Raw genomic sequence first — 22,593 nt, 5'->3', positions numbered from 1 at the left:
GCCCGTTCGCAACCGGCAGCCGATACCCGACCGGTATGGGCGAGACGGGGATCACTTCTTGCCCAGCACCGCTTCCATGACGCTCTTGGCGATGGGTGCGGAGAGCTTGCCGCCCGCGATGTCACCGCGCAGGGTGTTCGATCCCTCGATGACCACGGCCACCGCGACGGGGGTGCCCTTCGCGGTCTTGGCGTAGGAGATGAACCAGGCGTACGGGTTGTCCTTGTTGTTCTCGCCGTGCTGCGCGGTACCGGTCTTGCCGCCGACGGTGACGCCGTCGATCTGCGCGGTGGTTCCGGTGCCCTCCTTGACGACGGTCTCCATCATGGACTGGAGCTTCTGCGCGTTCTGCGGCGTCAGCGGGCGGCTCATCTCCTCCGGCGTGTGCTGCTGCACCACGTTGAGGTTGGGCGCGACGAGCTGGTCGACCATGTACGGCTTCATGAGCTTGCCGCCGTTGGCGACCGCCGCGGCGACCATGGCCATCTGGAGCGGGGTGGCGCGGTTGGACGCCTGGCCGATGCCGGCCATCGCGTTCTGCGGCCGGTTGTCCTTGGGGTAGACGCTCTCGGCGGCCCGGACGGGCGTGTCGACCTTGGGGTTGTTGAAGCCGAACTTCTCCGCCTCGGCCATCATCTTCTTGTTGCCGAGGTCGGCGCTGATCTTGCCGAAGACCGTGTTGCAGGACAGCCGCAGCGCCTCGCGCAGGCTGGCGTTCTCGCAGGGGATGTTGCCCTCGTTCGGCAGCGGGAGGCCCGCGGTGTCCGGGAGGGTCCAGGGCATCGGCGAGTTCGTCTTGGCGTCCGGGTCGGTGTAGAGGTTGTTCTCCAGCGCCGCGGCGGCGGTGACGACCTTGAAGGTGGAGCCCGGCGGGTAGGTCTGGCGCAGCGCCCGGTTGAGCATCGGGTCGCTGGGGTTGTTCTCCTTCAGGAGACCGTTGTACGCCTTGGAGTCCTTGGCGCTCATGCCGGCGAAGGTGGACGGGTCGTAGGACGGGGTGCTGGCCAGGGCGAGGATCGCGCCGGTCTCCGGGTTGATCGCGGCGACCGCGCCCTTCTTCTTCCCCAGGCCCTTGAACGCGGCCTCCTGCGCCTTGGCGTCCAGGGTGGTGACCACGTCGCCGCCCTTGCGCTTGCCGCCGGTGAACATGTCGACGGTGCGGCTGAAGAACAGCTTGTCGCTGGTGCCGGAGAGGATGTCGTCGTTGAGCTTCTCCAGCTGGTTGGCGCCGAACGCCTGGGACGCGTACCCGGTCACGGGCGCCCACATCGGCCCGTTCTTGTAGACGCGCTTGTACTTGAAGTCGCCGCTGTCGGTGACGGTGGACCCCGTGATGGCCTTGCCGTCGACGATGATGTTGCCGCGCGGGATGCTGTATCGCTCGATGGCGACGCGGCGGTTGTTGTCGTCGTTCTTCAGCTCGTCGGCCTGCACGAACTGGACCCAGTTGACGCGGACCAGCAGGGCGAGGACGAGCAGGCCGCAGAAGATGGCGACCCGGCGCAGCGGCTTGTTCACGGGCGTACCACCTGGGTCATCTCGGCGTCGGTGGACGGTGCGGGCGCCGGTGCGGGCCGCCGCGCGGTGTCGCTGATCCGCAACAGGATCGCGACCAGCGCCCAGTTGGCGATGACGGACGAACCGCCCTGCGCGAGGAACGGCATCGTCATACCGGTGAGCGGGATCAGGGCGGTGACGCCGCCGGCGACGACGAACACCTGGAGCGCGAACGCGCCGGACAGGCCGATGGCCAGCAGCTTGCCGAACGGGTCGCGGGCGGCCAGCGCCGTACGGATGCCGCGCTCGATGAGCAGGCCGTACAGCAGCAGGATCGCCATCAGACCGGCCAGGCCGAGTTCCTCGCCGACGGTGGCGAGGATGTAGTCGCTCTTGGCCGCGATGCCGCCGATGAGGCGGGAGTAGCCCTGGCCGAGGCCGGAGCCGAGGATGCCGCCGGAGCCGAAGGAGTACATGGCGTTGGCGGGTTCGGTGACGCCGCCGTTGGGGGCCAGCGCCAACGGGTTGAGCCAGTTGTTGACGCGGGTCTGGACGTGCGACTCGAAGGAGGCCACGGCCACCGCGCCGCCCGCGCTGAGCAGCAGGCCGAAGACGATCCAGCTGGTGCGCTCGGTGGCGACGTACAGCATGATCACGAACAGGCCGAAGAACAGCAGCGAGGTGCCCAGGTCCGTCTCGAAGACCAGGATCATCAGGCTCAGCGCCCAGATCACCAGGATCGGTCCGAGGTCGCGGCCACGGGGCAGGTACATCCCCATGAAGCGGCGGCTGGCCAGCGCCAGGGCGTCGCGCTTCACCATGAGGTAGCCGGCGAAGAAGATCGCAATAATGATCTTCGCGAACTCGCCGGGCTGCAGCGAACCCACGCCCGGGATGGTGATCCAGATGCGGGCGCCGAACTTGGCGGGGAAGAAGAGCGGCGCCACCAGCAGCACCAGCGCCACCACCATGGAGATGTAGGTGTAGCGCTGCAGAACGCGGTGGTCCTTGAGGAAGATGATCACGCCGAGGAACAGGGCGATGCCGATCGTGGACCACATGAGCTGGTTGGGCGCCATCGCGCCGCCCAGCGCCTTCGTGGTGATCAGCGGTTCCTGGTCCAGCCGCCAGATGAACACCAGGCCCAGCCCGTTGAGCAGGGTGGCGATCGGCAGCATCAGCGGGTCGGCGTACGGCGCCCACTTGCGGACGACGAGGTGGGCGACGCCGGCCAGCAGGCCCAGCCCCAGCGCGTAGCCCAGCACGCCGGCCGGGACCTTGTCCTCCTTGGCCAGGCCCACGTTGACGTAGGCGAACACCGGGATGAGCACGGCGAAGACGAGCATCGCCAGCTCGGTGTTGCGGCGGTTCGGGGCGCCGATGGTGCCGATGGTGGTCGTGGTGGTGGTACTGCTCATGGTTATGCGGCCCCCTGCGCCCTCACTGCTGGCTGCTGCAATTCTTTTCCAGCTTCTGCTGTTCCTCGGTGGAGGGGGCCTGGCTGGTGGGAGATGGTGACGGCACGACCGCGGCGGTGCGGACGCCCAGCGTCCCGGTCTGGCCGGGTGCCGTGAACTGGGGCGGCACGGTGGGCGACGACGTGGGCGTGCCCGGCTTGCCGGGCTTCTGGCCGGTCGTGCCGCCGGCCTGGCCCTCGTTCCTTTCGCGCGCCGCGTCGCGTTCGGCGGCCTCCCGCTGCTCCTTGACGCGGCAGGCCGCGGCCTGCCGCCCCAGTTCGGAGACCTTGTCGAGCGCCTGATTGCGGCTGTCGACGGCGATGGTCTCCTTGACCTGGTTGCGCCAGTACAGCGGCAGGTACTTGAGTTCGATCTCGGGGTGGTCGGCGTCCACCTTGTTGAGCTTGATCCACGCCAGGTCCTGGCTGATGCCCTGGTAGAGCGCGACGTGGTCGTCCTTGGCGCCGACGAAGTACTGCGTCTGCGTCCAGCGGTACCCCGCGTACAGCCCGCCGCCGACCACGGCCAGCGACAGCGCGATGATCAGCGACCGCTTGACCCACTTCCCGCGCCGCTCCGGCTTGAGGTACTCCTCGTCCTCGAACGCGCCGAACCCGCCCGGCGGGCCCGCCATGTCGGCGTCCCCGCTGCCGGGCGGACCGAAGCCCCCGGCACCCGGCGGCACGTCCCGGCCGCGGCCCAGCTCGGCGGCGCGGGCCGCCGGGGTCTGCAGGGTGCTCGGGTCGCTGAGCTGGTGCTGGTTCTCGGCCACCGCGCCGACGACGACCGGGGTGTCGTTCAGCTGCGTGGTCAGGGTGTCCTCGGCGTCGACGTCCAGGACGTCGGCCACGATGCAGGTGATGTTGTCCGGGCCGCCGCCGCGCAGCGCGAGCTGGATCAGGTCCTGCACGGTCTCGTGCGGCCCCGCGTACCCGGCGAGCGTCTCCTCCAGCGTCTGGTGGCTGACCACCCCGGACAGCCCGTCCGAGCAGATCAGGTACCGGTCGCCGGCCCGCACCTCGCGGATGGACAGGTCCGGTTCCACGTGGTCGCCGCTGCCCAGCGCGCGCATCAGCAGCGACCGCTGCGGATGCGTGGTGGCCTCCTCCTCGGTGATCCGGCCCTCGTCCACCAGCCGCTGCACCCAGGTGTGGTCCTGCGTGATCTGCGTGAGCACGCCGTCGCGCAGCAGGTAGGCGCGCGAGTCGCCGACGTGCACGAGCCCGAGCCGCTGGCCGGTCCACAGCAGGGCCGTCAGCGTCGTGCCCATGCCCTCCAGCTGCGGGTCCTCCTCGACCATCACGCGCAGCTGCTCGTTGGCACGCTGCACGGCGCTGCCGAGCGAGGTGAGGATGTCGGAACCGGGAACGTCGTCGTCGAGCTGGACGAGCGTGGAGATCACCTCGGACGAGGCGACCTCGCCGGCGGCCTGGCCGCCCATGCCGTCGGCGATGGCGAGCAGGCGCGGGCCGGCGTAACCGGAGTCCTCGTTGCCCTCCCGGATCATGCCCTTGTGCGATCCGGCGGCGAAGCGCAGTGACAGACTCATGCGCACCTCGCCCGTCGGCTCCGGATACATCCGCACGGTGCCCACCCTCCGGTCGGGAGCACGCTCGGGTCCGTCGAGTGGACCGCCGCGGCTCGCTCGCTCCGCTCGCTCATTGTCGTACTACTTCCGCAGCTCGATGACGGTCTTTCCGATGCGGATCGGGGCTCCCAGCGGAATCGGCGTCGCCGTGGTCAGTCGGGTCCGGTCCAGGTACGTGCCGTTGGTGGACCCGAGATCCTCGACGATCCACTGGCCGTCACGGTCCGGGTAGATCCTGGCATGCCGGCTGGAGGCGTAGTCGTCGTCCAGCACGATCGTGGAGTCGTGCGCCCGGCCCAGCGTGATCGTCTGCCCCTGCAGGGCGACCGTCGTGCCCGTCAAGGACCCTTCGGTGACCACGAGCTTGGTGGGCGCGCCACGGCGCTGCCGGTTGGCGGCGCGCCCGCTCTCCTGGCGGCGCTGCTGCGGCGGAGCCGCCTGTCGCTGCGTACGCGTTTCCTGTCCGCCCCGCCGGGCCGCGCCGCGCTGCGTCACGCGGGTGCCGAACAGATCGCTGCGGATGACCTGTACGGCCACGATGACGAACAGCCACAGTACGGCGAGGAAACCCAACCGCATGACCGTGAGGGTCAGCTCTGACATTGCCCCCGCTTCACCCTTCGGCTTGCCGGTAAACGATGGTGGTACTGCCCACGACGATCCGCGAGCCGTCGCGGAGCGTAGCGCGGGTGGTGTGCTGCCCGTCCACCACGATCCCGTTGGTGGATCCGAGATCCTGGATCGTCGAGGGCGTTCCGACCCGGATCTCGCAGTGACGGCGGGACACTCCCGGGTCGTCGATCCGCACGTCCGCGTCGGTGCTGCGGCCCAGGACCAGCGAGGGCGAAGAGATCTGGTGGCGGGTGCCGTTGATCTCGATCCAGCGCCTCGTCTGCGCGTACGACGACGCCCCGGAAGACGCCGGCCGGTACGCGGCGGGCGCGCCGGGCGGCGGGGACGCGGGCATGGGGGGCGGGCTGACGTGCCCGCCGGGCGGCGGGGTGCGCGGCGCGGTGGGCCGCTGCGCCGCCGCGGGCTGACCCGGCGGCTGGTGCTGGGAGGTGCTCGCCGCCAGCGTGCGGCTGCGCACCCTGTACAGCCCCGTGTCCAGGTCGTCGGCCTTCTCCAAGTGCACCTTGATCGGGCCCATGAAGGTGTAGCGCTGCTGCTTGGCGTAGTCGCGGACCATGCCGGAGAGCTCGTCGCCGAGCTGGCCGCTGTACGGGCTCAGACGTTCGTAGTCGGGGGTGCTCAGTTCGACGATGAAGTCGTTGGGGACGACCGTGCGGTCGCGGTTCCAGATGGTGGCGTTGTTGTCGCACTCGCGCTGCAGCGCGCCGGCGATCTCAACGGGCTGCACCTCGGACTTGAACACCTTGGCGAAGGTGCCGTTGACGAGACCTTCGAGTCGCTGCTCGAAGCGCTTCAGTACTCCCACGGGGCACCTCCTTCCTCAGTCTTCGTCAGGGTCGTCCTGATGCTCGTCCTGATACTGCTTACTGATCGTATCCACGCCTCGGGAAATCGGCTGGTTCCCCTTTCCCGCCCTGAGGACGAGTGTCGCCCCTCACTGGTTGCTCGACGTTGGTGCCGCTGATCTCACTGCTGGTGCTGCCGGGCCGGTGCCCGGCCGCCGCTCTTTCCCGGCCGTGCACCCTCGCGTCCTCGCGGGGCCCGGGGCCGTTCGGCCGCCGGTCGACCACCGGGAGACGCGTTCCTGCGATCGTAGATGTGCCCCCCTCACAGTGTCCCGCAACCGCCGCGCCGACCCTTCCGGCGGGGCGACCCGGCGGTGGACGGGCCGGTGGAAAGAGGGAGAGAAGGGACGGTGCGGTAGAGGGCGGGAGCGGTGCCGCAGGGGGCGGCGCGTTGTGGGGGCGAGGCGTTGCGCGGGGACGGGGTGGGGCGGGGGCCGGAACGGGACGGGCGCGGGGCGTGGTGCGTGCCCCGGGTTCCGGGAGGTTTCCGGGGTGGCGTCCGGGATGTTTCGGGGATCGGGCTCCGGGATGTTTCCGGGGGGATTTCCGGGTGGGGTCGGGGGCGGTACCGGGGTGGATTCGCGGGCGTGTCCCCGGGAGGGGTTGTTCGCGCGTTCCGTCCGGGTTCCGTCCGGGATCCGTCCGTGTTCCGCCCGGGATCCGTCCGTGTTCCGCCCGGACGTCGGTGGGGACCGGCTACGGGACCGGTGGCCGACCCGTACGCCCGTCCGGAAGAGGGCTGCGACCTGGCCTTCTGTCGTGGCTTCGAGCCGGGCTTCGATTCGGGCTTCGAGCGGGGCGGAGGGGGAGGAGGGTGAAGACACCCTCCGCACCGTGCTAATGTTCTGCATGTCGGAAGGCGCTCCCGCGAAACACCGGACAGAACAGCCCGAGGTTCGTGAGAGAATCAAGAAGACAACACCCAATGCGCGGGTGGCGGAATAGGCAGACGCGCTGGATTCAGGTTCCAGTGCCCGAAAGGGCGTGGGGGTTCAACTCCCCCCTCGCGCACAGATGAGACCCCCGGTCCGGAGATATCCGGACCGGGGGTTTCGCGTTGTTCGGGTGCGTCGCCGGGGCTGGGGCCCGGGCGGGGGCTGGTGGGCGGGTGAGTGAGGGGTACGTCACACCCGGTCGGTTTTCGTCATGAGGGTATGAACGGTGGGGGCCGGAACGGGACGCGAGTCGGCCGGGGCTGTCCGAAGGTGGGCTTGGGTCAGCGTTGAGCGGGTTCGTGGTGGCTGCGGGGGGTATAGGCGTCGGCTGCGGCGGGCCCGGCAGTGGACCCGGTGCCGTTCACCTCGGCGATGGTGGCGCCGAAGGCGCGGATGCGCGCGGTCTCGTGGGCCGGGTGCCAGACCATCCCCAGCCGGGAGTCCGGCAGACCGGTGACCGGCACGAAGGCCAGGTCGCGACGGGCGTGGTAGTCCGCGGTCGGGCGGCACAGCAGCATGCCCCCGCTCCGTGTCGCGGCCAGCGTCAGGCCCTCCTGGAGCGTCCGGACGCGGGGGCCGGACGGGATCGGGCGGCCCCGCGGCGTCGCGTTCGGGGCCTGGGCCAGGCGCCAGTACTCCGGGGCCGGTTCGTCGATCGACACCAGCGGCACCGTGGCCAGCTCCTCCACGTCGAGCACCGAGCGGCGTGCGAAGGGGTGCTCCAGGGAAACGGCCAAGGTGAACCGTTGCCGGGAGAACACCGGCCCGAGGACGAGGTCGGGCTCCCTCATGGGAAGCAGGACGACGGATGCGTCCACCTCCCGGCGCCGCAGCGCACCGAACGGATCGTGCAACGGGATCTCGCTGACCTCCACGACGCAACCGGGGTGGCGGTGCTGGAAGGCCGTGATCGACCGCAGGATGCGGTCGTCCACGGTGCCCTGGAAGCCCAGGCGCAACCGGCCTTCGATGCCACGGGCGGCGGTGGCGGTGGCCTCGACGGTGGCGCGCAGCGCCTCGTAGGCGGGGCGGAGGGACCCCAGGAAGTCCTCGCCGAGCGGGGTGAGGCGGACCCGGCGGCTGGTGCGCTCCACCAGGCGGGCGCCGATCCGGCGTTCCAGGGCGCGGAGGAGCTGGCTGACGCGGCTCTGGGAGACGTACAGGCGCTCGCCGGTCCGGCCGAAATGGAGCTCTTCGGCGAGGACGAGGAAGCATTCGAGCTCTCGGATCTCCAAGCCGCCGGGGAGGACGTTGGGCGGGGCGCTGTCCGCGGTGTTCGGGGTGTTCGGGGTGGTGTTCCCCGTGGTGGTTGGAGGGGTGTCCGTCGGGTCGGGCGTGGGGCTGCGTAGGGCGTTGCTTGTGGGGGCGCTCGCGGAGTCGCGCATGGCGTCGGTCGCGGGGCCGTTCGCGGGGGCGCTCATGCGGGTTTCCTCTCGCGGTGGTTGTCGGGGCAGGGCGTGACGGGGGTGGGAGCCCTTGGCCGGAGATCGATGAATCTCGCTAATGGAAGGCTGAGAACATCGCCGTTGTTCCCGGTCCGGCCGGGCGGTGGCATGGACCCATGCTGAAGTCTGACCGCACTGAGACGCGGGGAACGAACGAACCGGGCGTCGCCGAAGCGGCCCCCGCACGGGCCCGGTGGGCCGGGGTGGGGGTGGTGGCCCTCGGCACGTTCACCGTGGTGACGTCGGAGATGCTGCCGGTGGGGCTGCTGACGCCGATGGCGGGCGCGCTGGGCGTCACGGGGGGCACGGCGGGGCTGACCCTCACGGTCACCGGTCTGGTGGCGGCGCTGGCCGCGCCGGTGCTCACCCCGGCCGTGGCGCGGTGGGACCGGCGCGTCGTGCTGTGCGTCCTGATGGTGGTGCTCGCGGGCGCCAACCTCCTGGCGGCGTCGGCGCCCGGGTTCGCCGTCATGATGCTGGCGCGGGTGCTGGTCGGCTTGGGCATGGGCGGGGTGTGGGCGCTCGCGGCGGGGCTGGCGGTGCGGCTGGTGCCGGCCGGGTCGGTGGCCGCGGCCACGTCATTGATCTTCAGCGGGGTCGCCGTCGCCTCGGTGCTGGGCGTGCCGGCGGGCACGTTCGTCGGCGAGGCGGTCGGCTGGCGGATGGCGTTCGTCGTGACCGGCGTGCTGGCGGCGGTGGTGGCCGTCGGCATGGCCGTTCTCCTGCCCAAACTGCCGTCCCAGGGGGCCGTACGGATGGGCGGGCTGCTCGGGCTCGTCCGGGACGCGCGGGTGGCCACCGGTCTGATCGTCGTGGCGCTCCTGGTGACGGGCCACTTCGCCGCGTACACCTATGTGCGGCCGGTGCTGGAGCAGATCTCCGGTGCCGCTCCCGCACTGATCAGCATGTTGCTGCTGGCCTACGGAGTGGCGGGGGTGGCGGGCAACTTCGCCTCCGGCAACGGTGCGGCCCGGTCCCCGCGCGGGACGCTCCTGACCCTGAGCGCGGTGCTGGCCGGGACGGTGCTGCTGGTGCCGGTGCTGGGGGTGGGCGTGGCCGGTGCGAGCGCCCTGCTGGTCGTGTGGGGGCTGGCGTACGGAGGGGTGTCGGTCGGCAGCCAGACCTGGCTGATGACGGCGGTGCCCCAGGCGCGCGAGGCGGCGTCCGCCCTGTTCGTGTCGGTGTTCAACCTGGCGATCGCGCTGGGTTCGCTGACGGGCGGCCTGGCCGCCGACGGGTGGGGCGTGAGCGGGGCGATGTGGCTCGGTGGTGCGCTGGCGGCCGGTGCCGTGGTGGCGGTACTGGCGGGCCGGGCACCGAAGGCGGCCGGGGCGTCGGCGTAGCCGCCCGCCGACCTGGCGGGGAGGGGAAGCCGGGCGCGGGCCTGAAGGGGTGGGGGCCGGGCGGGCGGCGTGAGCGGATGAGGGCCGTTGACGCCGCGGGGCGGTGCGGAGCGCCTGGGCTGAGGGGTCAGCCCAGGCGCTCCTGGGCGCTGTTGTAGCGGCTCAGGTAGGTGGCGAAGCGGGCGAGGTCCGCCTCGTCCCAGTCGCCGAGGCGCTCGTGGAACGCCTGGCGGCGGCTGGCGGTGACGTTGGCCAGCACCTGCGCGCCCTGCTCGGTGGGGTGCAGGACCTGCACGCGGTGGTCGTGCGGGTCCAGCCGCCGTTCGACGAAGCCCAGCTTCTCCAGGGCGGCGATCTGCCGGCTGACCGTGGACTTGTCCAGGAAGTAGTGCGCGGCCAAGTCGGTGGCGCGGCAGCCCTTCTGGTCGTCGAGGTGGGCCAGCAGCGTGTACGAGACGAGGGACAGTTCGGGGTGCATCCGCGCGGCGGTGGCGCGGGCGCGCCGGGCGAACGCGGTCATCTCCTGCTGGATGGTTTCGATGGACTCGTCCCGGTTGGCCACGGTACCGCCTTTCCTAGAAGTGGTTGTACAGTACAACGTGAAGTGAGAGTTGTATAAGCCAACTACCTGACTGTCGAGCGTCTAGTTTGAGAAGGCCTTCCCCATGAGTTCGGACCGACGTCCCGATCACCACCGACCCGGTCACGCCCCCGCGCTGCGGCACGTCCTGACCCACCTGATCACTCCCCTGCTGATGTGCGTCGGCATGGGACTGGCGTACCTGGGAGCGTTCGCCCATCCCGAGCCGCACCACCTGCCGGTCGCGGTCGTCGGACCGGGTCCGAGCGCGCAGGTGCTCGCGCAGACGATCAACGACAAGGCCGGGGACGAACTGGACGTACGCACCCTCGACAGCCGTGACCAGGCCGTCGACCAGCTTCGTCACCAGGACATCTTCGGCGCGTACGTGATGGACGCGAAGGCCGCGGGGGCCCGGTCCGGTGCGGCCGGGGCGGCGCCGGAGCTCGTCGTCGCCACGGCCGGTTCCGACACGACGGCCACCGTCGTGGAGAAGATCTTCACGCCGATCGCGGCCCAGCAGGGCGCGCCGCTGAAGATCACGGACGTGGCGCCGCCGGCGAAGGACGATCCGACGGCCCAGGGCCTGTTCTTCCTGATGGTCGCGATCAGCATCGGCTCCTACGCCTCGGTCGCGGTGATCGGCGGCGCCGGTGGCACCCTGCCGATCCGGCTGCGGGCGGCGCTGGCGGTCGGCACCTCCTTCGTCGTCAGCATCATCGGCACCCTCTTCGCCGGGCCGCTCTTCCACCTGGTGGACCACGGCCTGTGGGGCCTGTGGGGCATGGCGTGGCTGTACTCGGCGGGCATCCTGCTGATCGGCACGGGGCTGCACACCTTCCTCAAGCGGTGGACGACGCTCGGCGTGATGGCCCTGTTCGTGATGCTGAACTTCACCACGGCGGGCGGGGTCTTCCGGCCGGAGATGCAGAACGGTTTCTTCGCGGCGCTGCACTCCTTCTGGAACGGCGCGGGCTTCGTCGAGGGCGTCCGCAGCCACGTCTACTTCGACGGGCACGGGCTGGCCGGACACGTCTGGACGCTGGTGCTGTGGCTCGTCGCGGGTGCCGTGGTGATCGGCGTGGCGGGGCTGGCCGAGGCACGGCGGCGCCGGGCCCAGGCCGAGACGGCGGCGAACGCCCAGGCCGACGCCGCGGTGGCCGCGACGGCGCCGGTGGGCAAGCGGCGGCACGCCGCCGGCGCGGACGCGAAGGGCCACACCGGCGACGGGGACGCGGAAGAGGAGATGGAAGAGGCCGTCGGCGTCTGACGCTGCCGCGCGCTTTTTCCTGAAACCGCAGATCAAGAGGGCCTTGGCGACTGTGTGCCAAGGCCCTCACCCGAGTTGTCCACAGGCCCTGCCGGGCGGTGGGGCCTGTCTGTACCGTCGGCAGCGAACGGAAGAACCGGCGCACAGCCGAAGGGGGAGGTGGCGCGCGGTGACACGACTGCCGTACGTACCGGGGTTCGCGCGGCCCTCGGAATCCGGGGGGAAGCGGGCCGGCGGAGCCGGTGCCCGCAAGCCGCGAACGCGGCGGGAGGACGAGCCGGCCGAGGGCAAGGCCGCGGGGAAGGCCCTGCGCGAGCGGGTGCCCCGGGACACGCTGGGCGAGTTGGGCCCCGAGACGGGGCGGCCCGATGTCGTGACGATGATCGAGGAGTCCAACGCCGGCCGGATACCGGAACTGGCCCGCATCCGGGTGGGCAGGATGGCCGCGAGCCCCTTCGCGTTCCTGCGCGGCACCGCCGGACTCATGGCGTACGACCTGATGTCGGCCCCCGTGACGGGCATCGGCGCCCAGATATGCGGGGACGCCCACGCGGCCAACTTCGGTCTGTACGGCGACGCCCGCGGCGGCCTGGTGATGGACCTCAACGACTTCGACGAGACCGTCTACGGCCCGTGGGAGTGGGACCTGAAGCGGCTGGTGACCTCGCTGGTCCTGGCAGGCCGGGAGGCGGGCGTCGGCGAGAAGCGCTGCGTCGAGGCGGCGCGGGACGCGGCGGGTGCCTACCGGCGCACCATGCGGTTGCTGGCGACCATGCCGGCCGCGGACGCCTGGAACGCGATCGCCGACGAACGGCTCGTCTCCTACGCCGACGCCCGCGACCTGGCCGGCACGCTGGAGCAGGTGGCGCAGAAGGCCCGGAAGAACACCAGCGCGCGGTTCGCGGCCAAGGCCACCGAGTCCATACCCGGGGGCGGCCGGCGATTCGTCGACGCGCCGCCCATATTGCGACGGGTGCCGGACGAGGTGGCCGCCGCGGTGGTCCGCTCGCTCGGCCCCTACCTGGAGACCCTGCCGGAGGACCGGCTGCCGCTGCTGGCCCGGTACACCGTGCAGGACGTGGCCTTCCGGGTGGTGGGCACGGGAAGCGTGGGACTGCGCTCGTACGTGGTGCTGCTGCTGGATCACCTCGGGGAGCCGCTGGTGCTCCAGGTCAAGGAGGTACGCGGCTCGGCACTGGCCCCGTACGTGGAGAAGACCGGCTTCCCGGTGCCGGCGGTGGCGCACGAGGGGCGCCGGGTGGTGCTCGGCCAGCGCCGCATGCAGGTGGTCAGCGACACCCTGCTGGGGTGGACGACGGTACGGATACGGGAGGGACGGGCGGACGGCGGGCAAGCGGGCGGGTCTCGGGGGAAGGGGCGGACGGGGGAATCGGAGGCGGAAGGCGCGCGGACGAGCACGCGGACGGGCACGTCACCGGAGGACGCGGAGGCGGTAGGCGGTGCCACGGGTGCCGGCCGCGTCGGCGGCGGCAGGAAGCAGGGCGGCGCGGCGGGGCGGAGCACGGCCCGGGGACGGGAAGGCGCGGGGATTCCCTTCCAGGTCAGGCAGTTCCGCAACCGCAAGGGCAGCGTCGACCCGGCGGTGCTGGCCGCCGACCAGATAGACGACTACGCCCGGATGACCGGGGCACTGCTGGCGCGGGCGCACGCGCACAGCGCCGACCCCCGCACCGTCGCCGGGTACTGCGGGAAGAGCACCGCCCTGGATGACGCGCTGACGACCTTCGCGGTGGCGTACGCGGACCGCACGGAGTCGTACCACGCCGACCTGGTCGCGGCGATACGCGAGGGGCGGATCGAGGGGGAGATGGGGGTGTGAGGTGGGTGGGTGAGGGGGTGGGGTGAGCGGGGGCGGGGAGGGGTGGGGGGAGGGGGAGGGGCCCCCCCCCCCCCCCGGGGGGGGGGGGGGGGCGGGGGGGGGGGGGACATCGAACGGCCCCCCCCGCCGCCCGCCCCCGCCCCCCCGCCCCCCCGCCCCCCCCGCGGGGGGCCCCCCCCGCGCCGCCCCCCCCGCGGCCCCCCCCCCCCCCCCCCCCCCCCCCCCCCCCCCCCCCGAGACGGCGAGAACATCGAAGACGGCGAGAACATCGAACGCCCCCACCCCCCACCACACCCCCAACCCCCATCCCCCCGGGTCGTAGGGTGGCCGGGTGACGAACTCGCAAGCGGAGAACGCGCAGGACGGATCGGATGGGCCGGCCGGCCGCGTCGAGGCCCCGGACACCGACGCCAGGGAGGCCGATGACGCGGCGACGCGGCGGCTGGCCCAGGCGGTGCTGGCCGCCGAGCAGGCCCTGATCGAGTTCGAGATCGCGGTGGAGACCTTCCGGGTGGAGGTGGACAACTTCTCTCGGCTGCACCACCAGCGGCTCGGTCCGATGTACGCGCGGCTGGACGAGCTGGACGCGCGGATCGCGGAGGCGGTCGCCGCCCGTACGGGAGACCCCGACGACATCCGGCGGGCCCGGGAGGCGCGGGCCGCCGTGCTGCCGATGCCGAACGTGGAGGAGCTCTTCCACGGGTGGGTGGGGTCGGAAGGACTCTTCCCCGAGGCGGAGGCGATGCTCACCGAGCAGCAGGTGCGACCGCCCGAGAAGGTGCGGCCCAGCGACCAGGCGCGCCGGACCTACCGCGACCTCGTGCGGAAGGCCCACCCCGACCTGGCGCGCGAGGAGGCGGAGCGCTCCCGGCGGGAGGCGTTCATCGTGCGGGTCAACGCGGCGTACGCGAGCGGGAACGAGGCGGCGCTGCGGGATCTGGCGGACGAGTGGGAGGCCGGTCCGGCGCACCGCGACCAGCGGCCGAGCGAGAGCGAGGAGCTGTACGCGCGGCTGGAGTGGCTGGCGGAGCGCAAGGAGATGCTGGCCGGGGTGGCCGCCGAGCTGGAGGGCAGCGCCATCGGGGCGATGCTGAAGATGGCACCGGACGACCCGGACGCGCTGCTGAACGAGATCGCCGAGAAGCTGCTCGCCGATGTCGCGGAGCGCGAGGCATATCTCGCACAGCTTGTCGGGTAGCGTCGAGCCATGGATTTCGGTTCTCTGCCCACGGTCGGTGTCGACGCTCTTACCTCCGATGACTTCCTCCTGGATGTGCGGGAGGACGACGAGTGGGAGGCGGGGCACGCCGAGGGTGCCCTGCACATTCCCATGAGCGACTTCGTGGGCCGTTACGGCGAGTTGGTGGAGCAGGCGCCCGAGGGCGGCAAGGTCTATGTGATGTGCCGGGTCGGTGGGCGGTCCGCCCAGGTCGCCCAGTACCTGATCCAGCGGGGCATCGACGCGGTGAACGTCGAGGGCGGGATGCAGGCGTGGGAGGCCGCGGGGCGGCCGGTCACGGACGGCAAGGGCGGCACGGGCACGGTCATCTGACGCCGGTTACGGCTCGCGCTCACGGGTGCGCGGGGCACGTGTGCGGGCCTGTGGGCACGGGGTGGCGCCTGCCCGCCCCAAGCGCCCAGGAGGGTGCGCGTACGTAGGGGGGCGTGCGCGCGCCGGTCCGTTCGTGGAGCCTGCGCACGGGTCCAACGGCCCTGGGCGCACATGCTGTGCGCCGCGTTCGCCGTCGGACGGCCTCTCTCGGAGCCCGGCCGCCCCAGCCTCACCCGGGCACAGGGCGCCGCCTCAGCCGTCGGAGCTCGACGTCCCCGGCCCGCACTGCCCCCCGGCCTGGACTGTCCCCCGGCCCGCACCGTCCCCCGGGCGTCGCCTCACCGAGCCTCACCGATCGAAGTCCACCGCCACCTCCTCCGTGACCGGGTGCGACTGGCAGGCCAGTACGTAGCCCGCGGCCACTTCCTCGTCCTCCAGCGCGAAGTTGCGGTCCATCCGCACCTCGCCGTCGACCAGGAAGGCCCGGCAGGTGCCGCAGACTCCGCCCTTGCACGCGTACGGGGCGTCGGCGCGGTGGCGCAGCACCGTCTCCAGCAGCGTCTCGCCGTCCCGTCCCGGCCAGGCTCCGGAGCGCCCGTGCAGGGTGGCGGTGACGGTGCCGGCCAGCGAGGCGCGCGGGGGGATGGAGGGGGCCGACGCGGAGGCGGAGGCCGGTGGGGCGGTGCCGTCGTCGACGTGGAAGATCTCCTCGTGGATGCGCTGCCGGGCGACGCCGAGGGAACGCAGGGCCCGTTCCGCGTTCTGCACCAGGCCGTGCGGGCCGCACAGGAACCAGCCGTCCACGGAGGCCACGGGCAGCAGCGCGGGGAGGAGCGCGCGCAGCCGGGGCTCGTCCAGCCGGCCGGTGGGGAGTCCGGCCTGCTGTTCCTCGCGGGAGAGGGAGTGCAGGAGCTGGAAGCGGTCCGGGTAGCGGTCCTTGAGGTCGGCCACTTCCTCCAGGAACATCGACGAGGCCACCGTCCGGTCGCTGCGCACCAGGCAGAACCGGGCGCGTGGCTCGCGGGCCAGCAGGGTGGCGGCGATGGACAGGACCGGGGTGATGCCGCTGCCGCCGACGATGCCGACGAAGTGACCGGGCCGGGGTTCCAGGACGAAGCGTCCGGCGGGGGCCATCGCCTCGACGGTGTCGCCGGGCGCCAGTTCCTTGAGGGCGTACGGGGAGAAGGCGCCGCCCTCGACCAGGCGGATGCCCACCTGGAGGACGGGGTCGGCGGTGGCCGGGGTGCAGACGGAGTACGTGCGGCGGATTTCCCGGCCGTCCACGGTGCGGCGCAGGGCGATGTGCTGGCCGGGGGTGTGCCGGAAGGTGTCGCGCAGGTGGGGTGGGACGTCGAAGGTGACGGCCACCGCGTCGTCCGTGAGCCGTTCGACCGCCGCGACCCGGAGCGGGTGGAACATCACAACTCCTTGAAGTGGTCGAACGGTTCGCGGCAGGTGGTGCAGCGGCGCAGTGCCTTGCAGGCGGTGGAGGAGAACCGGCTCAGCAGGGTGGTCTCGGTGGATCCGCAGTGCGGGCAGCGGATGGCCAGGCCGACCGGTATCGGGCCGGGTGCGTGTCCGCCGCCGGTCAGGTGGCCGGGGCGGGGCGGGGCGATGCCGTGCTCGGCGAGTTTGCGGCGGCCGGTGTCCGTGATGTGGTCGGTGCTCCACGGCGGGCTGAGGACCGTGCGGACCTCGACCCGCGCCATGCCGTGCGCGCGCAGGACGCGCTCTATGTCGGCGGACATGGTCTCCACGGCCGGGCAGCCGGTGTAGGTGGGGGTGAGGTCGACTTCGACGTGGCCGGGGGCGGTGAGGCGTACGTCCCTCAGGACGCCCAGCTCGGCGATGGTGATGACGGGCAGCTCCGGGTCGGGCACCGCGCCGGCCAGTTCGCGCAGCCGCGTTTCGAGGGAGGTGGCGGTCACCATGTCGCTCCCGGGTGGCTGCGGTGCAGGTGCTGCATCTCGGCGAGCATCCGTCCGAACGGTTCGGTGTGGATGCCCTGCCGTCCGGCTCCCGCGGCCCAGGCGGCCTGCCGCGGTCCTTGGGGCAGGTGGAGGGTGGCGCGCGTGAGGACGTCGGTGACGCGGGCGGTCCAGTCGTCGCGCAGGGTGGCGGGGAGGTCCATTTCCGGCAGGGGGGCGAAGAGTTCGCCGGTGTACTTCCACAGGGCGTCCAGGCCGCGCTGCATGCGGGTGCGGCTTTCCGGGGTGCCGTCGCCCAGGCGCAGCGTCCACTGTTCGGCGTGGTCGCGGTGGTAGGCGATCTCCTTGAGCGCCTTCGCGGCCAGGGGGGCGAGGGGGCCGCCTTCCTGGGCGAGGTGGGCGTAGAGGAGTTCCTGGTAGGTGGAGAAGTAGAGCTGGCGGGCGATGGTGTGGGCGAAGTCGCCGTTGGGCTGCTCGACGAGCTGGAGGTTGCGAAAGGCCCGTTCCTCGCGCAGGTAGGCCAGTTCGTCCTCGTCGCCGGCGAGGGAGAGCAGGACGCGGGCCTGGCCGAGCAGGTCCAGGGCGATGTTGGCGAGGGCGACCTCCTCCTCCAGGACGGGCGCGTGGCCCGCCCATTCCCCCAGCCGGTGGGAGAGCACGAGGGCGTCGTCACCGAGGGCCAGGGCGAGGGCGGTGGACGGGGCGGCGGTGGTCACAGGTGCCGCACCCCCTCGGGGATGTCGTAGAAGGTCGGGTGGCGGTAGGGCTTGTCGGCGGCCGGGGCGAAAAACGGGTCCTTCTCGTCCGGGGAGGAGGCGGTGATCGCGGTGGAGGGCACCACCCAGAGGGAGACGCCTTCGGAGCGGCGGGTGTAGAGGTCGCGGGCGTTGCGCAGGGCCATCTGGGCGTCGGGGGCGTGCAGGCTCCCGGCGTGGGTGTGGGACAGGCCGCGGCGGCTGCGGACGAAGACCTCCCACAGGGGCCATTCGGTGCGGCCCGGGGTGCCTGGGTCGTCGCCCTGGTCGCCTTGGCCGGTGGCGGCGGTCTGCGGCCGGGGCTCCGTGGGGGCGGGCTGTGACGAGGCCGGTGCCTGCGGGCGGTCGGAACCGGGCCGGGCCGGGGAATCCGGGCGGTCGGGGTTCGCCGGGGCCGGCGCGTCCGGCCGGTCCGGGCCCTTGGGGGTGTCGGGTCCGGGGGTGGTCACTGGTGGACCCTCCTTTGTGCGGGCCTCGTTGAGAGGGTCGTGGTCATCGGGTCGCCTCTCCGTGCTTGGCCGCGTAGGCGGCGGCGGCCTCGCGGACCCAGGCGCCGTTCTCGTGGGCCCGCCGCCGCTGGCCGATCCGTTGGTCGTTGCAGGGCCCGTTGCCCTTGAGGACCTCGCGGAACTCGTCCCAGTCGATGGGGCCGAAGTTCCAGTGCTCGCGCTCCGGGTCCCAGGTCAGGTCGGGGTCGGGCAGGGTCAGGCCCAGCGATTCGGCCTGGGGGACGCAGATGTCGACGAACCGCTGGCGGAGCTCGTCGTTGGAGTGCCGTTTGATCTTCCAGGCCATCGACTGGGCGGAGTGCGCCGACTCGTCGTCCGGCGGGCCGAACATCATCAGGGAGGGCCACCACCAGCGGTTCACGGCGTCCTGGGCCATGGCGTGCTGGGCCGGTGTGCCGCGGCTGAGGGCGAGCAGGAGCTCGTACCCCTGGCGCTGGTGGAAGGACTCCTCCTTGCAGACGCGGACCATGGCGCGGGCGTAGGGGCCGTAGGAGCAGCGGCACAGCGGCACCTGGTTGGTGATGGCGGCGCCGTCCACCAGCCAGCCGATGGCACCGACGTCGGCCCAGGTCAGGGTCGGGTAGTTGAAGATGGAGGAGTACTTCTGGCGGCCGGAGTGGAGCTTGTCCAGAAGGTCGGCGCGGTCGGCGCCGAGGGTTTCGGCGGCGCTGTAGAGATACAGGCCGTGTCCCGCCTCGTCCTGGACCTTGGCCATCAGGATCGCCTTGCGGCGCAGGGACGGCGCGCGCGTGATCCAGTTGGCCTCCGGCTGCATGCCGATGATCTCCGAGTGCGCGTGCTGGGCGATCTGCCGTATCAGGGACGAGCGGTAGGCGTCCGGCATCCAGTCGCGTGGCTCCACGCGTTCGTCGGCGGCCACGGTCGCCTCGAAGACGGCTGCCAGGGCTTCCTGTCCCGGTTCGTCCGGCGCGATCGTCGTCGTCATGTGTGCCCCCTCGCTCCCGACCGACCGATCGTTCGGTTCAATGGTGGGTCGGCGGTGGCGCGGGTGTCAAGCCTGTGGATAACCCGGAGCAGGGTGTGTCCGATGGGGTCCGCTAGGTACGGTTCCGGGGGCGGCGCGGAGCCGTACGGGATTCTGTGAACGGGGCACCAATGCAGTCATACGGGGACGAACCGCGGCCGTTGGTCGCGCTCTCGCTGCCCTCGCGCGTGATCGTGGTCGTCGCGGCCGGGGCGGTCGCCCTCGCGCTCGCCATCCACCTGGGCATGACGTTCCTGCACGTCGCGCCGCCGAACACGGTCAGCAAGCAGTACAGCAAGGAGATAGGCGACTACGTCTACCCCGAGTACGAACAGAACTGGAAGCTGTTCGCGCCCAACCCGCTCCAGCAGAACATCGCGGTCCAGGCGCGCGCCCAGCTCCGCACCCGGGACGGCGGCACACGCACCACCGGCTGGACCGACCTTTCCGCGCGCGACGGGCAGGCCATCCGGCACAACCTGTTCCCCAGCCACACCCAGCAGAACGTGCTGCGCCGCGCCTGGGAGTTCTTCGTCACCTCGCACGACGCGCAGAACCGGGCCACCGGGCCGCGCGGCCGGCTCTCCGAACGCTACGTGCGGCGCATCGTCATGGCGCGGCTCGGCGCGGAATGGGCGGCCGGCGGCGCGGTCGAGCGGGTGCAGGTGCGCTCCATGACGACGCCGGTCGGGCCACCGCCGTGGAGCGCCGAGAAGGTCGCCACCCAGCCCGTGTACCGCGTCGTGCCCTGGTGGCCGGTCACCGCGGCCGACCTGCCCGAGGGGGCGACGCACCAGTGAGCACTCCGCCGCAGCCGCCCCGGGCCACGCCGGACGGTCACCACCCGATGCCCGCCTTCGACGGTCCGTCGGCCCCGAAGGGCGCTCCGAGCGCCGCCGGTTCGGCGTTCGCCGTCGGCGGCCCGCGGGTCCCGGGGCCCAACGGGTCCCCCGCCCGGAAGCCCCCCGTGCGCGCCCCCGAGGCCGCCCCCCTCCCCGACGAAACCCGGATCGAGCGCGCCATCCGCCGCGGCTTCGCCCGCGTCGGCACCCTCGCCTTGGGCCCGTACCAGACGGCCGTCGTGCGCATCGGGTTCGCCACCACCTGGCTGCTCTTCCTGCTGCGCGAGTTCCCCCACCGGCGCGAGCTGTACGGGCCGGACGGGCCGTGGAGCCTGGAGCTGGCACGCCCGTTCCTCGACAACAACCACGCCTTCTCGGTCCTGCCCTGGTCCGGCTCGACCGCGTGGTTCGAGGCCGTCTACGGGCTGGCGGTGGTCTCCAGCGCGCTCCTCCTGGTGGGCTGGCGCACCCGCACGATGTCCGTGCTGTTCATGGTGGGCGTGCTCTCGCTCCAGAACCGCAGCATCTACGCCGGTGACGGTGGCGACAACGTCATCCACCTGATGGCGATGTACCTCGTCCTCACCCGGTGCGGCCAGGTGTGGTCCCTGGACGCCCGCCGCGCCCGCCGCGCGGCCGAGGCACCTGGAGGGGGCACCCGTCCGGGGCGGGACCTGCCCGGCATCGTCCTGTGGGCCGTGCTCGGCCTCGTGCTGGCCACCGCGCAATTCGGGGGCGCGTACGGGCTCTCCTGGTTCGCGCACGGGCCGTGCCCGGGTGTCGGGTGGAGCCTGGCGCTGTGGGGCTTGTGGGCCGTCCACGCCGTGTGGTGGCTGGCCGAGCGGTACGCGCCCGGGGAGCCGCGGGCGGTGCTGGACATGCTGGCCAAGCTCGTCCACAACGGTGCCTTCCTGGTGATCCTCGTCGAGGTCTGCCTCGTCTACGCCACCGCCGGCTGGTACAAGATCCAGGGCTCGCGCTGGCAGGACGGCACCGCCGTCTACTACCCGCTGCACCTGGACTACTTCTCGCCGTGGCCCGATCTGTCCCGGGCGCTGGCGGGCAACGGCCTGCTGATCATGCTGCTCAGTTACGGCACGGTGATCGTGCAGGTGGCGTTCCCCTTCACGGTGTTCAACCGGCGCCTGAAGAACGTGCTGCTCGTCGCCATGATCGGCGAGCACCTGGCGATCGCGTTCCTGTTGGGGCTGCCGTTCTTCTCGCTCGCGATGGTCGCGGCCGACGCGGTGTTCCTGCCGACCGCCTTCCTGACCAGGCTGGGCGCCCGTGCGGCGCGCGTGGGGAACCGGCTGCGCCGTGGCCGGGGCGGCGGGAGTGCCGGGGGCGCGCCAGGAGGGACGGACGTACGGGTGCCGTCAGCCCCTCGTGGCGTCGACGGGCCGGCCCGTAACGCCCCTCAGGACGGCGGCGACGGCACGCGGGCGACCGTCGGCTGACCGGGCCCCGGGCACTCCGGGGAACGGGACGCGTGCGAAGCCGACCACCGGGTGTCTGCCGGGCTGGTCGCGCCCCCTGGTGGAACGCGGGCCGTCCCGCCCCTCCGGTGCGTCTGTGCCGTACGAGGCAGGAGATAGTGGACGGCATGAAGGAGAACGGCACGTTGGACGCGTTGAAGCGGGGCTGGCGCGCGAGCGCGGAGGGGCCGGACGCGGTACTGCTCGACGGGTTCCACGCGCTCAAGCACGCGCTGCGCTTCGGCGGCGACGTGCGACAGGTGATCACCACGGACAAGGCCGGGCTGCTGGAACTGGCGGCCGGCCTCGCCGAGGACGTCCGGGCGTCCGTGGACGCGCTGGCCGTGGAGGTCCCGGAGCAGGTCATGCGGGCGCTGGTGCCCCGGACCCACCCCACCGGCGTCGCCGCGCTCGCCACCCGGCCCGCGGACGAGGAGACCCGGGGCGCCCTGTGGCGCTCGCCCCGCCCGGCCCCCGTCGTCCTCCTGGAGAACCCGCGCAACCTCGGCAACATCGGCGCCGTCGTCCGCCTGGCGGCGGGTTTCGGCATCACCGGTGTCGTCACCACGGGGACGCAGGACCCCTGGCACCCCAACGTCGTGCGCGCCGGGGCCGGGCTGCACTTCGCCACCGCCGTCCGCCGGGTGGAGCCGGACGACCTGCCGCCCGGCCCGGTCTACGCGCTGGACCCCGACGGTGCCGACATCCGGACGATGGCGTTCCCCGACGACGCCGTGCTCGCCTTCGGGTCCGAGCGGCAGGGCATCTCCCCGGAGCTCAAGGCGCGGGCCACCGCCCTGGTCGCGGTGCCGATGCGGCCCCAGGTGTCCAGCTTCAACCTCGCCACCAGTGTCGCCATGGGGCTCTTCCACTGGATGTCCCGGGGGAACGGGACGCCGATGGCGGCCTGAGGTGGAGGGGCAACGGCCTGACGGCCCGACGGCCCGACGGCCCGACGGGAGTGCTTCGGACGCGGGCCGTCGGGCCGTTGGCGGCGTGAGACGAAGACGCCGCGCGGCCACCACCCGGGAGCAACCCTGGTGTCGTCGCAAGGCAGGCGGCAGCGTCCCGGCGGGGCACACGATCCCGGGCGCCCCGCCCGGCACATCGCACC

At 72.3% G+C, this 22,593-nt stretch carries 20 protein-coding genes and 1 tRNA gene; 9 read left to right on the top strand and 12 right to left on the bottom strand.

Annotation, left to right across the window (positions count from 1 at the left end; all coding sequences use genetic code 11):
- Nucleotides 1-51: 51 nt before the first annotated feature.
- The 5 genes from ABZX96_RS21640 to ABZX96_RS21620 all read right to left on the bottom strand — a co-directional run bounded on the left by ABZX96_RS21640 (nt 52) and on the right by ABZX96_RS21620 (nt 5,980).
- On the bottom strand, nt 52-1,518 hold the full coding sequence (locus ABZX96_RS21640; protein ID WP_355546780.1) for a penicillin-binding transpeptidase domain-containing protein: 1,467 nt from the start codon (nt 1,516-1,518) through the stop codon (nt 52-54).
- A complete protein-coding gene (locus tag ABZX96_RS21635; RefSeq protein ID WP_355546778.1) occupies nt 1,515-2,915 on the bottom strand; it encodes an FtsW/RodA/SpoVE family cell cycle protein in 1,401 nt (466 codons plus the stop codon). Before ABZX96_RS21635 ends, ABZX96_RS21640 begins: the two co-directional genes overlap by 4 nt.
- 22 nt (nt 2,916-2,937) lie before the next feature.
- Complete coding sequence (locus ABZX96_RS21630; protein ID WP_355546776.1) at nt 2,938-4,503, bottom strand: PP2C family serine/threonine-protein phosphatase; 1,566 nt, start codon at nt 4,501-4,503, stop codon at nt 2,938-2,940.
- A 120-nt stretch (nt 4,504-4,623) separates the two neighbouring features.
- Nucleotides 4,624-5,145, bottom strand: coding sequence for an FHA domain-containing protein (locus ABZX96_RS21625; RefSeq protein ID WP_355546774.1), 522 nt, complete (start codon nt 5,143-5,145; stop codon nt 4,624-4,626).
- 10 nt (nt 5,146-5,155) lie between these two features.
- Nucleotides 5,156-5,980 carry a DUF3662 and FHA domain-containing protein gene (locus ABZX96_RS21620; protein ID WP_355546772.1) on the bottom strand — a complete coding sequence of 275 codons (825 nt, stop codon included), beginning with the start codon at nt 5,978-5,980 and terminating at the stop codon, nt 5,156-5,158.
- Between the two features lie 967 nt (nt 5,981-6,947).
- Between ABZX96_RS21620 and ABZX96_RS21615 the strand changes: the two genes are divergently transcribed.
- A tRNA-Leu gene (locus ABZX96_RS21615) sits at nt 6,948-7,031 on the top strand.
- 205 nt (nt 7,032-7,236) lie between these two features.
- Here ABZX96_RS21615 and ABZX96_RS21610 read toward each other — a convergent pair.
- Nucleotides 7,237-8,376 carry a LysR family transcriptional regulator gene (locus tag ABZX96_RS21610; protein WP_355546770.1) on the bottom strand — a complete coding sequence of 380 codons (1,140 nt, stop codon included), beginning with the start codon at nt 8,374-8,376 and terminating at the stop codon, nt 7,237-7,239.
- Between the two features lie 227 nt (nt 8,377-8,603).
- Here ABZX96_RS21610 and ABZX96_RS21605 point away from each other — a divergent pair, with 227 nt between their 5' ends.
- A complete protein-coding gene (locus ABZX96_RS21605; RefSeq protein WP_355546812.1) occupies nt 8,604-9,743 on the top strand; it encodes an MFS transporter in 1,140 nt (379 codons plus the stop codon).
- 127 nt (nt 9,744-9,870) lie between these two features.
- Here the strand turns inward: ABZX96_RS21605 and ABZX96_RS21600 are convergent, their stop codons facing one another.
- Entirely contained in the window at nt 9,871-10,305 is a 435-nt protein-coding gene (locus tag ABZX96_RS21600; protein WP_355546768.1) for a MarR family winged helix-turn-helix transcriptional regulator, read from the bottom strand.
- A 103-nt stretch (nt 10,306-10,408) separates the two neighbouring features.
- Here ABZX96_RS21600 and ABZX96_RS21595 point away from each other — a divergent pair, with 103 nt between their 5' ends.
- The 4 genes from ABZX96_RS21595 to ABZX96_RS21580 all read left to right on the top strand — a co-directional run bounded on the left by ABZX96_RS21595 (nt 10,409) and on the right by ABZX96_RS21580 (nt 14,985).
- The gene (locus ABZX96_RS21595) at nt 10,409-11,593 is read left to right on the top strand and encodes a hypothetical protein (protein WP_355546766.1); all 1,185 of its coding nucleotides are present in this window, start codon (nt 10,409-10,411) and stop codon (nt 11,591-11,593) included.
- Nucleotides 11,594-11,972: 379 nt separating this feature from the next.
- Nucleotides 11,973-13,433: a DUF2252 family protein gene (locus ABZX96_RS21590; protein WP_355546810.1), complete on the top strand. Its 1,461-nt coding sequence runs from the start codon at nt 11,973-11,975 to the stop codon at nt 13,431-13,433.
- A 331-nt stretch (nt 13,434-13,764) separates the two neighbouring features.
- A complete protein-coding gene (locus ABZX96_RS21585) occupies nt 13,765-14,631 on the top strand; it encodes a hypothetical protein (protein WP_355546765.1) in 867 nt (288 codons plus the stop codon).
- Nucleotides 14,632-14,640: 9 nt separating this feature from the next.
- A complete protein-coding gene (locus tag ABZX96_RS21580) occupies nt 14,641-14,985 on the top strand; it encodes a rhodanese-like domain-containing protein (RefSeq protein ID WP_355546763.1) in 345 nt (114 codons plus the stop codon).
- A 348-nt stretch (nt 14,986-15,333) separates the two neighbouring features.
- Here ABZX96_RS21580 and ABZX96_RS21575 read toward each other — a convergent pair whose 3' ends face one another.
- From ABZX96_RS21575 to paaA, 5 genes are all read right to left on the bottom strand, one after another.
- On the bottom strand, nt 15,334-16,404 hold the full coding sequence (locus ABZX96_RS21575; RefSeq protein WP_355546761.1) for a 2Fe-2S iron-sulfur cluster-binding protein: 1,071 nt from the start codon (nt 16,402-16,404) through the stop codon (nt 15,334-15,336).
- Nucleotides 16,404-16,916, bottom strand: coding sequence for a 1,2-phenylacetyl-CoA epoxidase subunit PaaD (gene paaD, locus ABZX96_RS21570; RefSeq protein WP_355546759.1), 513 nt, complete (start codon nt 16,914-16,916; stop codon nt 16,404-16,406). Before paaD ends, ABZX96_RS21575 begins: the two co-directional genes overlap by 1 nt.
- Nucleotides 16,910-17,629: a 1,2-phenylacetyl-CoA epoxidase subunit PaaC gene (gene paaC / locus ABZX96_RS21565; protein ID WP_355546757.1), complete on the bottom strand. Its 720-nt coding sequence runs from the start codon at nt 17,627-17,629 to the stop codon at nt 16,910-16,912. The genes paaD and paaC overlap by 7 nt, the downstream gene beginning before the upstream one ends.
- Entirely contained in the window at nt 17,626-17,892 is a 267-nt protein-coding gene (gene paaB, locus ABZX96_RS21560; RefSeq protein ID WP_355546808.1) for a 1,2-phenylacetyl-CoA epoxidase subunit PaaB, read from the bottom strand. The genes paaC and paaB overlap by 4 nt, the downstream gene beginning before the upstream one ends.
- Before the next feature lie 268 nt (nt 17,893-18,160).
- Nucleotides 18,161-19,123 (bottom strand): 1,2-phenylacetyl-CoA epoxidase subunit PaaA, encoded by a 963-nt coding sequence (gene paaA, locus ABZX96_RS21555; RefSeq protein WP_355546755.1) that lies wholly within the window; start codon nt 19,121-19,123, stop codon nt 18,161-18,163.
- A 170-nt stretch (nt 19,124-19,293) separates the two neighbouring features.
- On the opposite strand from paaA, the gene ABZX96_RS21550 reads away from it, so the two are divergent.
- The 3 genes from ABZX96_RS21550 to ABZX96_RS21540 all read left to right on the top strand — a co-directional run bounded on the left by ABZX96_RS21550 (nt 19,294) and on the right by ABZX96_RS21540 (nt 22,390).
- Nucleotides 19,294-19,962 carry a DUF5819 family protein gene (locus ABZX96_RS21550; protein WP_355546753.1) on the top strand — a complete coding sequence of 223 codons (669 nt, stop codon included), beginning with the start codon at nt 19,294-19,296 and terminating at the stop codon, nt 19,960-19,962.
- The gene (locus ABZX96_RS21545; protein ID WP_355546751.1) at nt 19,959-21,461 is read left to right on the top strand and encodes an HTTM domain-containing protein; all 1,503 of its coding nucleotides are present in this window, start codon (nt 19,959-19,961) and stop codon (nt 21,459-21,461) included. Before ABZX96_RS21550 ends, ABZX96_RS21545 begins: the two co-directional genes overlap by 4 nt.
- Nucleotides 21,462-21,607: 146 nt before the next feature.
- A complete protein-coding gene (locus tag ABZX96_RS21540) occupies nt 21,608-22,390 on the top strand; it encodes an RNA methyltransferase (RefSeq protein ID WP_355546749.1) in 783 nt (260 codons plus the stop codon).
- Nucleotides 22,391-22,593: the final 203 nt, after the last annotated feature.

Origin of the sequence: Streptomyces sp. NPDC003077 (genome assembly GCF_040611095.1) — a bacterium.
Classification (GTDB): Bacteria; Actinomycetota; Actinomycetes; order Streptomycetales; family Streptomycetaceae; genus Streptomyces.
Note: the sequence above shows the minus strand (reverse complement) of the source record. Positions and strands in the feature narration are given on the sequence as shown.

Coding starts and splice junctions, on each gene's coding strand:
- ABZX96_RS21635 (WP_355546778.1), bottom strand. CDS start 2,915: ATGAGCAGTACCACCACCACGACCACCATCGGCACCATCGGCGCCCCG.
- ABZX96_RS21630 (WP_355546776.1), bottom strand. CDS start 4,503: ATGAGTCTGTCACTGCGCTTCGCCGCCGGATCGCACAAGGGCATGATC.
- ABZX96_RS21625 (WP_355546774.1), bottom strand. CDS start 5,145: ATGTCAGAGCTGACCCTCACGGTCATGCGGTTGGGTTTCCTCGCCGTA.
- ABZX96_RS21610 (WP_355546770.1), bottom strand. CDS start 8,376: ATGAGCGCCCCCGCGAACGGCCCCGCGACCGACGCCATGCGCGACTCC.
- ABZX96_RS21595 (WP_355546766.1), top strand. CDS start 10,409: ATGAGTTCGGACCGACGTCCCGATCACCACCGACCCGGTCACGCCCCC.
- ABZX96_RS21590 (WP_355546810.1), top strand. CDS start 11,973: ATGATCGAGGAGTCCAACGCCGGCCGGATACCGGAACTGGCCCGCATC.
- ABZX96_RS21580 (WP_355546763.1), top strand. CDS start 14,641: ATGGATTTCGGTTCTCTGCCCACGGTCGGTGTCGACGCTCTTACCTCC.
- ABZX96_RS21575 (WP_355546761.1), bottom strand. CDS start 16,404: ATGTTCCACCCGCTCCGGGTCGCGGCGGTCGAACGGCTCACGGACGAC.
- paaD (WP_355546759.1), bottom strand. CDS start 16,916: ATGGTGACCGCCACCTCCCTCGAAACGCGGCTGCGCGAACTGGCCGGC.
- paaA (WP_355546755.1), bottom strand. CDS start 19,123: ATGACGACGACGATCGCGCCGGACGAACCGGGACAGGAAGCCCTGGCA.
- ABZX96_RS21550 (WP_355546753.1), top strand. CDS start 19,294: ATGCAGTCATACGGGGACGAACCGCGGCCGTTGGTCGCGCTCTCGCTG.
- ABZX96_RS21540 (WP_355546749.1), top strand. CDS start 21,608: ATGAAGGAGAACGGCACGTTGGACGCGTTGAAGCGGGGCTGGCGCGCG.